The sequence below is a fragment of the Synechococcus sp. SynAce01 genome (genome assembly GCF_001885215.1).
GTDB classification, from domain to species: domain Bacteria; phylum Cyanobacteriota; class Cyanobacteriia; order PCC-6307; family Cyanobiaceae; genus Regnicoccus; species Regnicoccus frigidus.
This window is the reverse complement of the sequence record NZ_CP018091.1, coordinates 1,553,354-1,566,095: the sequence shown is the minus strand read 5'-3', so window position 1 is coordinate 1,566,095 and position 12,742 is coordinate 1,553,354. Positions and strand designations below refer to the sequence as shown.

The following is a 12,742-nucleotide window of genomic DNA, read 5'->3' as shown; positions in this document are numbered from 1 at the left end:
CATCCTTCGACCTGAAGAGATCATTATCAATGATCAGGGATTGGGCTCGTGGGCCGTCTCTTCGGCAGCCCGGCGGGTGATCAGCACCCGCTCGATCCGGGGACCATCCATGGAGCTGATCTCGAAGTGATCGCCCTTCCAGCGCATGCTCTCGCCCCGGCTGGGAATGTGCTGCAAGCGCTCCAGCAGGAAGCCAGCCAGGGTGTGGTGCCCTTCGGCTTCGGGCAGGCGCAATCCCAGTTGACGGTTGAGCTCGACGACCTCGAGATCCCCAGCCACCAGCCAGCTGTCGGCATCGATCTGCTGGAGATCGGCCACGCCTGACTGACTGTTGTCCTCATCGCCGACGATCTCACCGGTGAGATCGGCCACCGTGACCAGGCCCTCGGTGCCTCCATGTTCATCCACCACCAGCAGCAGCGGCTGACCGCTGCGGATCAGGGGCAGCAGCTCAGCCAAGGAGGTCGTTTCCTGCACGCTCGTCACCGGTGAGATGAAGGGGGCCAGCCGGGTGGTTCCCTGCAGCAGGCCCCGGGCGATTGGTTCGGCCAACCGGCGCAGATCGAGCAGGCCGCGGACATCGTCGAGGGAGTCACCGATCACTGGAAAGCGGGCGTGATGGGTGGCATGGACGGCATCCATCATCTCGGCGAAGCAGGCATCGAGCGGCAGGGTGACCATGCCGGAACGGGGCACCATCACCTCGCGCACCGGTGTGTCGCGCAGGGAGAACACCCCTTCAAGAATGTTGCGTTCATCGGGCATCAAGCCGGTCACGCTGTTGGATTCGATCAGGGTTTCGAGCTCCCCGGCTGAGAGGCCCGGCACCAGGGCGTCCCAGTGGCGCGGCAGCCCCAGCAGCTTCAGCAGGCCATCGGCCAGGCGTTCAAGCAGCGAGAGCAGGGGCGAGAGGGTGCGGTTCGCCGACTCCAGCACCGGTGCCAGGCGCAGGGCCGACACCTCCGGGTTGTGCATCACCCAGGCTTTGGGTAACAAGCCGCCCAGCAGGGTGGCCAGGCAGACCAGACCCAGAAACACCAATACATCGATCCAGGGCCGCCCAGTCTGGGGATCCAGGCGGACGGCCAGCCCACGGCCGGCCCAGCCCAGGGCCACCAGGGCCAGGGCGGCCCCCAGCTGGGTGGAGAGCAAGGCCCGCCGCAGACGCTTCTGCAGCCGGTCGACCGCGGCGGCACCGGGATGGCCTTCAGCAGCCAGCACCTGAACCCGGCTCGGGCGCAGCCGGATCATGGCGAACTCAGCGGCGGCGAAGAAGGCCAGCAGGGCGATCAACGCGGCGAGAAGCGCGAACAGACGCATCAAAAGCTGCGGGGACAGGGGGAAGACGGTCACTCCACGGTGACGCTCTTGGCCAGGTTGCGCGGCTGATCGACATCAAGACCGCGATGGGCCGCGATGTGATAGCTCAACAATTGCATCGGAATCACCGTCAGCAGAGGCGAGAGCAGCTCGTCAACCGCAGGCACCGGCAGCAAGACATCGAACAGCTCGGTGTCAGGTCCGGGCGGCGCCACACCGATCAGCTGGGCATCGCGGGCCTTGGCCTCCTGGGCATTGGAGAGCACCTTGTCGAAGACGCTGCCGGGCATCGCGATCGACACCACCGGCACCCGGGAATCGAGCAGGGCGATCGGTCCGTGTTTCATTTCGCCGGCTGGGTACCCCTCCGCATGGATGTAGCTGATCTCCTTGAGTTTGAGGGCCCCCTCCAGGGCAATGGGGTAGTTGATGCCACGGCCCAGGAAAATCACATCCTGGGTATCGGCAAACAAATGGGCCAGCTCGGCGCAGCGGCGGTCGTGATCGGCCACCAGCGCCTTGATCTGGGCGGGCAGGGCCCGCAGCCCACACGCCAGGGCGCGCAGGTCGTCAGAACTGCGGCTGCTGCGCCGCTCGGCGAACGAGAGGGCAAGGCCGTAGAAAGCCAACAGCTGGCCCAGGAAGGTCTTGGTGGCGGCCACCCCCACCTCGATGCCGCAGCCGATATCAAGGATGTGCGGCACCAGCCGACCAAGGGAGCTTTCGACCCGGTTGGTGATGCCCAGCTGGTTGGAGGCGAAAGCGGGGTCAGCGATCAAGGCGCGTCGATCGCGCTCCATCAGCAGAGCGGCAAGCGTGTCGGCCGTTTCTCCTGACTGGGTGACCCCGATCGTGAGCGTGTGGGCCATCAGGGGAGTGGGGGCATAGCGGAACTCGCTGGCGTGGAACACGCTGGTGGGAATGCCGGCCAGCTGCTCGAGCAGGTAGGCGCCCACCAGGGCGGCATGGCGGCTGGTGCCGCAGGCCAGGATCTGGATCCGCTCGACCCGATCGAACACCTGATCGGCCAGGGGCAGGGCCACCAGGGACGGGAGCCCGGCGACGCCGCCAGATTCCGGCAGGTGACGGGCCACCCAGAGCGCCGCCGTTTCGGCCTGCTCGTGGATCTCCTTGTGCATGAAGTGGCGAAAGCTGCGCTTGTCCGCCACGTGTTCGGTGCCCGTCAGCAGGCTGGGGCTGCGCTGCACCCGCTCACCGGCCTGGTTGTAGAGCTCGATGCCCAGCGGCGTCAGCAGGCCCACTTCGCCGTCCTCCATCGGCAGGATCGTGCGGGTGAAGCCGGCCAGGGCGGGGGTGTCACTGGCGCAGAGGAACTCCCCTTCACCCAGACCGATCAGCAACGGTGCCTGACGCCGTGCCACCAGCAGGACACCAGGGCATTCGGCCCAGACCACAGCCAGGGCGTAGGCCCCCTGCAGGAGGGGTAAAACGTGCTGCACCGCTTCGAGCAACAGGCCGGCGCTGGCAGTTCCACCGGCGGCGTCAAGCTCCCCAAGGCGCTGGGCGATCAGGTGAGGAATGACTTCCGTATCGGTCTCGGAGCGGAAAACAACACCCCGGGCCTGCAGCTGCTCACGCAGCTGGCGGTGATTCTCGATGATGCCGTTCTGGACCACGGCCAGCCGCTTGGCCCCATCGAGATGGGGGTGGGCATTGCGTTCCTCAGGCTTGCCATGGGTGGCCCAGCGCGTATGGCCGATGCCGCACTGCCCGCCAGCGCCGAGCTGGTCGAAGCGGAGCTGCAGGTTGACCAACTTGCCCTCGGCCCGCAGACAGGTGAGCGCGCCGGCAGGACTGCCGAGGCCTCCTGGCGCGAGGGCCTCGACCGTGGCGAGCCCGGCGGAGTCATAGCCCCGATACTCGAGTTGACGAAGGCCTTCGAGCAACAGGGGGGCAGCCTCCCTGGAACCGATCACCGCGACGATGCCACACATGGCCGATGGGCCGGAATTGGGCTGTTTCTAAAGGATTGACCGGCGCCTGACCCAATCGGACAGCAGAAGGGCAGAACTCACAACCAAAAAAAAACCCGGCCGAAGCCGGGTGGTCTGCAGGACGGAGCCGGACTCAGTAGGAGAGGCCCATGCTGCGGCTGGTCTCGTCACCGAGATAGACGCGAACACTGAGGAAGTCAGTGGGGCACGCTGTCTCACAGCGCTTGCAACCGATGCAGTCTTCGGTGCGCGGTGACGAAGCGATCTGGGACGCTTTGCAGCCATCCCAGGGGACCATCTCAAGGACATCGAGAGGGCAGGCCCGGACGCACTGGGTGCAACCGATGCAGGTGTCGTAGATCTTGACGGAATGGGACATGCCCTGCCTGGTAGCGAACGTCGTGGGGTCAAAGTACCCACAGCGAACGGTCCGCTGGGCAAGCCGTCGCCGGGCCGTCACCCTTTTTCATATCGGCCAAGGCCTGAGACAGGGCGACCCGTAGGATGCGGCCTCTCACTCATCGGTCATGTCACAGGAAGCGATCTTCGAGAAAGTGCGCTCGATCGTTGCCGAGCAACTCAGCGTCGACGCCGCTGAAGTGAAGCCCGAATCGAATTTCCAGAACGATCTCGGCGCCGACTCTCTCGACACCGTCGAGCTGGTCATGGCCTTGGAAGAAGCCTTTGACATCGAGATTCCCGATGAATCCGCCGAAGGCATCACCACCGTTGGTGATGCCGTGACGTACATCCAGGACAAGCAGGCCTGAGGTTGTTGATGGTGGAGGGTCTCCGCCGCGTCGTCGTCACAGGGCTGGGCGCGGTCACACCGATCGGCAACACCATTTCCCAATATTGGGAAGGGTTGAGCACGGGTCGTAACGGCGTCGGGCCGATCACACTGTTTGATGCGTCCCGCCATGCCTGCCGGCTGGCGGCCGAGGTCAAGGACTTTGATCCCAGCGGCAGTATCGAGCGCAAAGAGGCCAAGCGCTGGGATCGCTTCTGCCAGTTCGCCGTGGTGGCTGCCAAGCAGGCGGTGGCCCAGGCGGGTCTGGCGATCAAAGAGGCGCGGCCCGAGCGGGTGGGCGTGGCCATCGGCTCCGGCGTGGGTGGGCTGCTGATGATGGAAACCCAGGCCCATGTGCTGGCTGATCGGGGGCCCGATCGGGTCAGCCCGTTCTGCGTGCCGATGATGATTCCCAACATGGCGGCTGGTCTGACCGCCATCGCCATCGGCGCCAAGGGACCGAGCACGGCAGCTTCCACCGCCTGTGCCGCCGGCTCCAACGCCATCGGCGATGCCTATCGCCTGATCCAGCTCGGCCTGGCCGATGCCATGGTTTGCGGCGGAGCCGAATCGGCGATCACCCCCCTGGGGGTGGCCGGTTTCGCCAGTGCCAAGGCCCTCTCCTGCCGCAATGACGATCCCGCCACGGCCAGCCGCCCGTTTGATGCGGAGCGCAATGGCTTCGTGATCGGCGAAGGGGCCGGCGTGGTGGTGCTTGAAAGCCTCGAGCACGCCCGCTCCCGCGGCGCCACCATCCTCGCGGAGGTCGTCGGCTACGGCATGACCTGCGATGCCCATCACATCACTTCGCCCTCACCGGGTGGCGTCGGCGGCGCCGAAGCCATGCGGCTGGCCCTGGCCGATGCCCGGCTGGAAGCGGAACAGGTGGATTACGTGAATGCCCACGGCACCAGCACCCAGGCCAACGACAGCAACGAAACCTCAGCCATCAAGTCGGCCCTCGGGGAGCACGCCAGAACCATTCCAGTGAGTTCCACCAAATCGATGACCGGCCATCTGCTGGGCGGCAGCGGCGGCATTGAAGCCGTTGCCGCCGTGATGGCGATCGAGCACAACCTGGTGCCTCCTACGATCAATTACCACAATCCCGATCCGGCCTGTGATCTGGATGTCGTTCCCAACAAGGCACGGGAACTCAAATTGAATGTCGTGCTCTCCAACTCCTTTGGGTTCGGCGGTCACAATGTTTGCCTCGCCTTCCGCCGGATGAGCTGAACCTCCGTTCCGCTCCCCAGAGGAACCCCTCCCCACCCCTTCTGCCATCGCCATGGTCGCCGCCCCCTCCGTGGACACCCTGTCCATCGACACTCTCTGCATCAACAGCATCCGCTTTCTGGCGATTGATGCGGTCAACAAGGCCAATTCCGGCCACCCAGGGCTGCCCATGGGCGCCGCACCGATGGCCTATGCCCTCTGGGACAAGGTGCTCAGCCACAACCCGGAGAACCCGAAATGGTTCAACCGTGATCGCTTCGTGCTCTCAGCCGGCCACGGCTGCATGTTGCTCTATTCCCTTCTCCATCTGACCGGCTACAAGAGCGTCGGCCTCGAAGACCTCAAGCAATTCCGGCAGTGGGGCTCCAAGACGCCGGGCCACCCGGAAACCTTCGAGACCCCGGGCGTTGAGGTCACCACCGGCCCGCTCGGTCAGGGCATCGCCAACGCGGTGGGCCTGGCGATCGCCGAAGCCCACATGGCCGCCAAGTTCAACCGGCCTGGGGTCGATCTGGTCGACCACTTCACCTACGTGATCATGGGTGACGGCTGCCATCAGGAGGGCATCTCCAGTGAGGCCGCCTCCCTGGCCGGCCACCTGGGCCTGGGCAAGCTGATCGCCCTCTACGACGACAACCACATCACCATCGATGGCGACACCGGTGTGTCCTTCACCGAGGACGTGCTCAAGCGCTACGAGGCCTACGGCTGGCACGTGCAGCACGTGGCCGATGGCAACGCTGACGACGTGGCCGCCATCACCCAGGCGATCGAAGCCGCCAAGGCCGTCACCGACAGGCCCAGCCTGATCAAGGTGACCACCACGATCGGCTACGGCTCACCCAACAAGGCCAACACCGCCGGCGTGCACGGCGCCGCACTCGGGGCCGATGAGGCCGAGCTCACCCGCACGGCGCTGGAGTGGAGCTACGGCAACTTCGAGGTGCCCCAGCCGGCCTACGACCACTGGCGCGAAGCAATCAGCCGCGGGCAGGCCGCCGAAGCCGAGTGGACCGCCACCCTGGCCACCTACCGCAGCCAGTACCCAGCTGAAGCGGCCGAGTTCGAGAGGATGCTGCGCGGTGAGCTGCCCCAGGGCTGGGAAGCGACGCTGCCGTCCTTCACCCCAGCTGACAAGGGCCTGGCCACCCGCCAGTACTCCTACAACTGCCTGAATGCGATCGCCCCCAGCCTGCCCGAGCTGATCGGCGGCTCCGCCGACCTCACCCACTCCAACCTGACCGACATCAAGGGAGAGGCCAGCTTCCAGAAGGGCGGTGAAGCCAACCGCTATCTGCACTTCGGTGTGCGCGAGCACGCCATGGCGGCGATCCTCAACGGCATCGCGTACCACGGCAGTGGCTTGATCCCCTATGGCGGCACCTTCCTGGTCTTCGCCGGTTACATGGTGGGCGCCATGCGCCTCTCGGCCCTCTCCGAACTCGGGGTGATCTACGTGCTCACCCACGATTCGATCGGCCTCGGCGAAGACGGCCCCACCCACCAGCCGGTTGAGACGCTCGCCTCGCTGCGCTCGATCCCCAACCTGCTGGTGATCCGCCCCGGCGACGGCAATGAAACCAGTGGTGCTTACGAAGTGGCGATCAGCAACCGCAAGCGCCCCACCGTGCTGGCCCTCAGCCGCCAGGCCATGGCTAACCAGGCGAACAGCTCAGCGGCCCAGGTGGCCAAAGGGGCTTACGTCCTCGAAGACTGCGATGGCACACCGGAGCTGATCCTGATCGGCTCAGGCACCGAACTGGATCTCTGCGTCAAGGCGGCCCAGCAGCTGAGCGCCGAGGGCAGGAAAGTGCGGGTGGTCTCGATCCCCTGCGTCGAGCTGTTTGAGGAGCAGGACGCCTCTTATCGCGAGTCGGTGCTGCCGGCCGCCGTGCGTAAACGCGTGGTGGTGGAAGCTTCCGGCTCCTTCGGCTGGCACAAGTACAGCGGCTTCGACGGTGCGACCGTCTCGATCGATCGCTTCGGTGCCTCGGCCCCTGGCGCTGTCTGCCTCGAGAAGTTCGGCTTCACCGTGGCCAACGTGGTCGCCACGGCCAAGGCTCTTTGAGCGTTGAGTCGTTGATTGTCAATCCATTGAGTGTCAACTCGTTGAGGGTCAACGGCTTGAATGTGGCCTCGTTGGAGCAAAAGGCGTCCGGGCGGAATCCTCAGGATTCTTCCCGGCGTCGTTGCGGGAAACGCAAAGGCGTCACGGGAATCTGAGCGTGGAGCGACTGTCCATCGTGCTCCCCACCTACAACGAACTCGACAACGTTGAGCGGATCCTCCATCAGCTATTGCCGCTCCAGCAACGGTTCATCCTCGAGATCCTGTTTGTTGATGATGATTCAGCCGATGGCACGGCGGATCGCGTCAGGGAGCTGGCCCATCAGCAGGCTTGCGTTCGCCTGATCCGCAGGGTGGGACGCGGGGGGCTGGCCAGCGCGATCAAAGAGGGCATTCTCGACTCCACCGGTGATGTGGTGGTCGTCATGGACAGCGACGGCCAGCATGAGCCCACTGCAATCGAAACGGCTGTGCGCCAACTGATCGACAGTGGCTGCGATCTGGTGATCGGCAGTCGTTTCCATCGCGAGGCCGCCATCGTTGGCCTCAGCAGCCAACGGACCCTCCATTCCACCTGGGCCAATGGCATGGCCCGCTTCAGCTTGCCCCGCTATCGCCGTTTGAGCGATTACATGAGTGGCTTTTTCGCCCTCAGGCCGGAGCGCACGATTCCTTTGGTGCGGCGGGTGGATGTGAATGGTTTCAAGTTCCTCTACGAGTTGCTGGCTATCAGCGACGGGCAGCTGAACGTGAGCGAAATTCCCTTGAATTTCCAGGCCCGGATCACCGGAGATTCGAAGCTGGATCTGGCCATCGTCTGGGATCTCGGCATCTCGATCCTGCACACCCTGTTGTTGCGGGCCATTCCGCGCCGTGCCATCAGCTTTGCGCTGGTGGGCGCCACAGGCGTGGTCATTCAACTTCTAGTCGTACAGGCCCTGATGGGCCTGGTTTCGTTGCGTTTTGACCAGGCCCTGCCGGTGGCGGTGCTCACAGCGGCCACCACCAACTACCTGATCAACAATGCCCTCACCTTCCGCTTTCAACGGCAGAAGGGAGCGGCCCTGCTGCGGGGCCTGCTGAAGTTTCTCTTGGTGGCCTCCTTGCCGGTCCTGGCGAACGTGGGTGTGGCTTCGGCCTTTTACAGCCACGTTTCAGCAGACCGGCTCTGGGCCCAGCTAGCCGGAATCCTGGTGGTCTTTGTCTGGAACTATGCGGCCTCCTCGCGCTTCGTCTGGAACACCCCCTGAAACGAACGAGCGAAACAGGCCAGCATAATAACGTTGGCCAAGTTCGGTTGGATGGGTATGGCGGGTCGAACGATGCAGCAATCGCACGTTGAGATGCTGCTCCAGGGCCGCTATCTTGCGACTGAGCGAGGATGGCTCCATCTGCATCTGCTCTGCTGCCTGCTTGAAACTTCCTGCTTCAACCACCTGGACAAACAGCTGCTGAAGGCTCGGCATGCTTATTGCTCTCATCGCAATATATAATTGCAATTTTACCCACTACCCATAGTTTCGTCAACTCGGTAGGGTTCTGTAGTCTGCAGACCTCCCCACCGATTCCACAGGGGCGATCACTGCGGGCGATCCTCAATCTTCCAGGAGTCAGCCATGCCCAGCGATAACTTGAATCAAAAAGTGGTGCTTGTTGCCGGTGGCGCCAAGAATCTTGGCGGACTGATCAGTCGCGATCTTGCCCGCAAAGGGGCCAATCTTGTTGTTCACTACCACAGCCCATCGGCCGAACAAGAAGCTGAGCAAACCGTGCAGGCCATTGGAGAACTCGGCCGGGAGGCGATAGCCGTCCAAGGCGATCTGACAAAGCCAGAGAATGTCAGCCTGCTCTTCGAGAAGGCAAAGGAGCGCTTTGGTCGCATTGATATCGCCATTAACACCGTAGGCAAAGTGTTGCGCAAGCCAATCCTGGAAACAAGCGAAGACGAGTTTGACTCGATGTTTGATATCAATGCAAAGACAGCCTATTTCTTTATCAAAGAAGCGGGCAAGCATCTCCACGACAATGGAAAAATCATCTCGCTGGTGACGTCTCTCCTGGCGGCCTTTACCGATGGTTACTCCACCTATGCGGGCGGCAAGGCCCCGGTGGAGCACTTCACCCGCGCGGCCGCCAAGGAATTTTCATCCCGTGGCCTCTCGGTGACAGCCATCGGACCAGGCCCGATGGATACACCCTTCTTCTATGGTCAGGAAACACCTGAGCGGGTGGCCTTTCACAAATCCCAGGGGATGGGCAACCAACTCACCCAGATTGAAGATATTGTTCCGATTGTGAGATTTCTGGCAACCGAGGGCTGATGGATTACCGGGCAGACGATTTTCGCCAATGGTGGCTACACAACACGTTAAATTGCAAGTTCTGGCACTGCAGCGGAGTAGCAGAGGCTCAAGCCAGGGAGCAGAATACCCTTCACTACTCCCTGTTGATCCGATTCCCTAAACCATCCGTGCAGAAAGCATGCAGAACTTCGTGAACAGGGCCATTTTTGGGGCCATACATTCAAGCTGGAAATGGCTTACTGTATCCATCAGAAGTAGAACGAACCGTTCTCCCTTGCAGTGGCTCAGGTTGAAAAACCCCGGCGGATTGGCGTCGCCGTTTGCCGCTGTCATGGTTTTTGCCATCCTGCCGCAATGCGCAACCTCTCAGGCACCTGCCGAGAATCCAAGGCCAGTGGCGGCATCTGAGCTGGCCCAAGCTCCCGCTACAGCTCCGGCCAACAATCCCAAGAGTGTTGTTGACTCCTTGATGGCGGCCATGGCTGCCAATGATGGGGAGAAGATTCGCTCTCTGTTTGCCGCTAACGCCTCCCAGGCCTATGGCAATGGAACAGCGAAATCAGGAGAGGCCTTCTTTCGCTGGCTTGATAGCGACATCATCCAACGCAACGGCCGTGTGGAGAACGCTCAACTCACAGCCAGCGGAAACGAGGTTGTTGCAACAGGCCAGTATCAAAGCAATGGCTACAGCAGCCAAGCCGATTTCCTATTCACCGTGGAGGATGGGCGCATCACAAGTTGGCGCATGCGCTATTGAGCAACTACGTCCACAGGAAGGATTGCGTCCATTGACCGATTCCTAATGGCCTAGGAAAGGTAGATTGATGCACAGATCAGCCTTGGAATGATGTGGCGTGCTGGGCCGTGCTTCTGAAGCTCTACCGCAAACGGAGCCACGGTTCCCCTCAGGGCCTATCTCCCGAAGTAATCTGCGCGTAGTTTCTCTATCAAGTCATTTTCTTTGCCTTCGAGCAGCTCGAGGGTCACAGCCTCGGTGAGGGGATTACCAGGATTAAGCGCAAATCCATATTTATCGGGTTCAAATATTGGGCCCACAACTTCGACAGCTGAATTAGGATTATTATGCTGATAGTATTCAAGAACAGGTGCATCAGCAACAATGGCCGCAACATCTTTTTTTCGTAACGATGCCACTGCGGACTCGATGCTTGGAAAGGCTTGAAACATCATCCCGACTTCACGCACATAGTCTTCTGCTGTGCTTCCAGAGAAAACCCCAATCGTCTTACCGGGAAGATCACTTAAGTTGCTGATCTGATTGTTCAAGGAAAGCATTGTCATAACGCTTGTAACCGAAGCGGTGATATAGGAAAGAACGGCAACTCCACACATCAGCCACGCGGCCGCCCAAATACGTCCAAGCCAACCAGTCAAACTCTTGCGACGAGCAGGCTTTCCTGATGTTGCCACCGACATCACGGTATAGAAACTTTCGGCAATTCCATCGCGCCAACGCTTTGGAAAATCCGGATCAAATCTCCGATCAAACAACGTAACCGCCAGAGTTGCACCCAGTATAATAATAGCCAGCCAAGCGTAAGCACCAAAGTGCCCAGAATCCATCAGCCCCGCGATCACTGCTCTGATGTCAACGCCTTGGTCAGCACGAACCATGATTCGCAGACCGGCATCAAACCATGGTTGAGTGAAATCGATGCGCTCTTCACGCGCCTTGGTAATCGTGAGATTCGTTACTGCAATATCAATATCACTCGCTGCTGTGGCATCGACAAGCTCCCGGAATGTTTGATAAGAACGATAGTTGCTTTGTAAGTTCAGATCTTTTGCGATATCTTCCCAAAGCTCAATCGCCAAGCCGGAATATTGCCCGTCATCAACCATTACGAAAGGAGGGCTGAGAGAAACCCCGACATCAACAATCCGCTCCGGACCAGTCTTTTCCTGGGCATGAAGGGTCGTTGTCGTTTGGCAAGCAACGATTAAGACAACAACCAGCAGGAGGCCCCGAAGGAAGCGTTGCAGGCGATAGGAGCGAGAGCTCACTGTATTTTGATCAGCACTACTAACTGTTTCTCTCATTAATAATGATCTCCTTTGGTTTGGAGTTTCAGGCCGGTCCAATGCTGCATCTTGATGCAAGAACAGCTTGAATGAACGGTGCTTTGGCCTGAGAATAGGCTTCGCGGTCAGACCTGAATCTACTCGCCAGCTCAACTTTCAGGTTGGCGTAGGCAGAAGAAAGTATTTTGTCTTGTCGCAAGATGTCTCTGAAGGCCAATCGCTCCAACCACAATAAGCTGTTGTACGGAACAAGATACAGATGATGGGTACGCCGCTCGGGTGAAGGCTTGCAAAACCAGAGCATTTGCTCAAGCTTGTAGGGATAGTGAACATAACCCGCCTCCACAGCCACAGCGGTGGCTGCACGAGACCGACCGAGCGATTCCACTGGAGCCATGATGTCGATGGTTGGCTTGGCTGACATACCAGCAACGGCAGTGCTGCCTACATGCTCAATTTCACCAATCAGCCAAGGCTCTAGGACAGCGCGAAGCAGTTTCCGCTCCTCAAGAAATGCAGTAGTCCATCCAGAGTTATAGGGAACAATCTCGATCTCGGCATCAAGCATGGCGTTGACCGAATGGGAACTCTTTACCGCTGCAACAGGACGACTCTTCCCATGGCTCTTCCTTGGTGTAAGCAATCTGATCACATCGGCTTTCGCCGCCGAAGAAGATTCCGAAGTTGCAATCCCTTTACCGTCTTCGCTAAATTGACAATGTCAGCGCCAGCCATTTTTACCGATTCACATCGCACCAAGGTCAAGCTATCGAATAGTTTATAAATTTGAGTGAATGAATACCGGCAACGGGCCTTGCGAGAAGAAGGAGTTTGGAATATTTTAGTATCTATATCTGCCGTTCGGCCAACCCCATCTTGGCCACACAGGCTTACGCACCTACCTGGGTTGAGTTTTGAAGAAGCGCAGCGTACTGTTCTTTGCGGTTATGCGTCTTCTATCGATCCATCATCCTCATCTACCTGAAGGGGAGTAAAGCGGCAGGGATAAGGGAGCAAGAGCCGCCCAA

General features: G+C 60.6%; 11 protein-coding genes. 6 read left to right on the top strand and 5 right to left on the bottom strand.

Translation table 11 applies throughout. The features are described 5' to 3' along the window. Positions 1-33 precede the first annotated feature (33 nt). The 3 genes from BM449_RS08135 to psaC all read right to left on the bottom strand — a co-directional run bounded on the left by BM449_RS08135 (position 34) and on the right by psaC (position 3,654). Positions 34-1,320, bottom strand: coding sequence for a hemolysin family protein (locus tag BM449_RS08135; protein WP_071802101.1), 1,287 nt, complete (start codon positions 1,318-1,320; stop codon positions 34-36). 29 nt (positions 1,321-1,349) lie between these two features. Beyond that, positions 1,350-3,275 (bottom strand): glutamine--fructose-6-phosphate transaminase (isomerizing), encoded by a 1,926-nt coding sequence (gene glmS / locus BM449_RS08130; protein WP_071800805.1) that lies wholly within the window; start codon positions 3,273-3,275, stop codon positions 1,350-1,352. A 133-nt stretch (positions 3,276-3,408) separates the two neighbouring features. Further along, on the bottom strand, positions 3,409-3,654 hold the full coding sequence (gene psaC, locus BM449_RS08125) for a photosystem I iron-sulfur center protein PsaC (protein ID WP_071800804.1): 246 nt from the start codon (positions 3,652-3,654) through the stop codon (positions 3,409-3,411). Between the two features lie 148 nt (positions 3,655-3,802). On the opposite strand from psaC, the gene acpP reads away from it, so the two are divergent. The 6 genes from acpP (at position 3,803) to BM449_RS14495 (ending at position 10,428) form a co-directional block, all read left to right on the top strand. Next, positions 3,803-4,045: an acyl carrier protein gene (acpP, locus tag BM449_RS08120; protein WP_071800803.1), complete on the top strand. Its 243-nt coding sequence runs from the start codon at positions 3,803-3,805 to the stop codon at positions 4,043-4,045. An 8-nt stretch (positions 4,046-4,053) separates the two neighbouring features. Next, positions 4,054-5,301 (top strand): beta-ketoacyl-ACP synthase II, encoded by a 1,248-nt coding sequence (fabF, locus tag BM449_RS08115; RefSeq protein ID WP_071802100.1) that lies wholly within the window; start codon positions 4,054-4,056, stop codon positions 5,299-5,301. A gap of 52 nt (positions 5,302-5,353) precedes the next feature. Further along, complete coding sequence (tkt, locus tag BM449_RS08110; protein ID WP_071800802.1) at positions 5,354-7,369, top strand: transketolase; 2,016 nt, start codon at positions 5,354-5,356, stop codon at positions 7,367-7,369. A 157-nt stretch (positions 7,370-7,526) separates the two neighbouring features. Beyond that, positions 7,527-8,618 carry a glycosyltransferase gene (locus BM449_RS08105; RefSeq protein WP_233830578.1) on the top strand — a complete coding sequence of 364 codons (1,092 nt, stop codon included), beginning with the start codon at positions 7,527-7,529 and terminating at the stop codon, positions 8,616-8,618. A 366-nt stretch (positions 8,619-8,984) separates the two neighbouring features. Beyond that, positions 8,985-9,689 carry an SDR family oxidoreductase gene (locus BM449_RS08095; protein ID WP_071800799.1) on the top strand — a complete coding sequence of 235 codons (705 nt, stop codon included), beginning with the start codon at positions 8,985-8,987 and terminating at the stop codon, positions 9,687-9,689. Between the two features lie 160 nt (positions 9,690-9,849). Continuing rightward, the gene (locus tag BM449_RS14495) at positions 9,850-10,428 is read left to right on the top strand and encodes a nuclear transport factor 2 family protein (RefSeq protein ID WP_083544472.1); all 579 of its coding nucleotides are present in this window, start codon (positions 9,850-9,852) and stop codon (positions 10,426-10,428) included. A gap of 155 nt (positions 10,429-10,583) precedes the next feature. On the opposite strand, the gene BM449_RS08085 is transcribed toward BM449_RS14495, so the two are convergent. Continuing rightward, positions 10,584-11,774 carry a transporter substrate-binding domain-containing protein gene (locus BM449_RS08085; RefSeq protein WP_205526820.1) on the bottom strand — a complete coding sequence of 397 codons (1,191 nt, stop codon included), beginning with the start codon at positions 11,772-11,774 and terminating at the stop codon, positions 10,584-10,586. Continuing rightward, a complete protein-coding gene (locus BM449_RS08080) occupies positions 11,761-12,282 on the bottom strand; it encodes a GrpB family protein (protein WP_071800797.1) in 522 nt (173 codons plus the stop codon). Before BM449_RS08080 ends, BM449_RS08085 begins: the two co-directional genes overlap by 14 nt. Positions 12,283-12,742 lie beyond the last annotated feature (460 nt).

Bases quoted from the DNA above. Each gene is read 5' to 3' on its own strand.
- BM449_RS08095 (WP_071800799.1), top strand. From the start codon at position 8,985: ATGCCCAGCGATAACTTGAATCAAAAAGTGGTGCTTGTTGCCGGTGGC.
- BM449_RS08080 (WP_071800797.1), bottom strand. From the start codon at position 12,282: ATGCTTGATGCCGAGATCGAGATTGTTCCCTATAACTCTGGATGGACT.
- glmS (WP_071800805.1), bottom strand. From the start codon at position 3,275: ATGTGTGGCATCGTCGCGGTGATCGGTTCCAGGGAGGCTGCCCCCCTG.
- tkt (WP_071800802.1), top strand. From the start codon at position 5,354: ATGGTCGCCGCCCCCTCCGTGGACACCCTGTCCATCGACACTCTCTGC.
- BM449_RS14495 (WP_083544472.1), top strand. From the start codon at position 9,850: ATGCAGAACTTCGTGAACAGGGCCATTTTTGGGGCCATACATTCAAGC.
- acpP (WP_071800803.1), top strand. From the start codon at position 3,803: ATGTCACAGGAAGCGATCTTCGAGAAAGTGCGCTCGATCGTTGCCGAG.
- fabF (WP_071802100.1), top strand. From the start codon at position 4,054: ATGGTGGAGGGTCTCCGCCGCGTCGTCGTCACAGGGCTGGGCGCGGTC.
- psaC (WP_071800804.1), bottom strand. From the start codon at position 3,654: ATGTCCCATTCCGTCAAGATCTACGACACCTGCATCGGTTGCACCCAG.
- BM449_RS08135 (WP_071802101.1), bottom strand. From the start codon at position 1,320: ATGCGTCTGTTCGCGCTTCTCGCCGCGTTGATCGCCCTGCTGGCCTTC.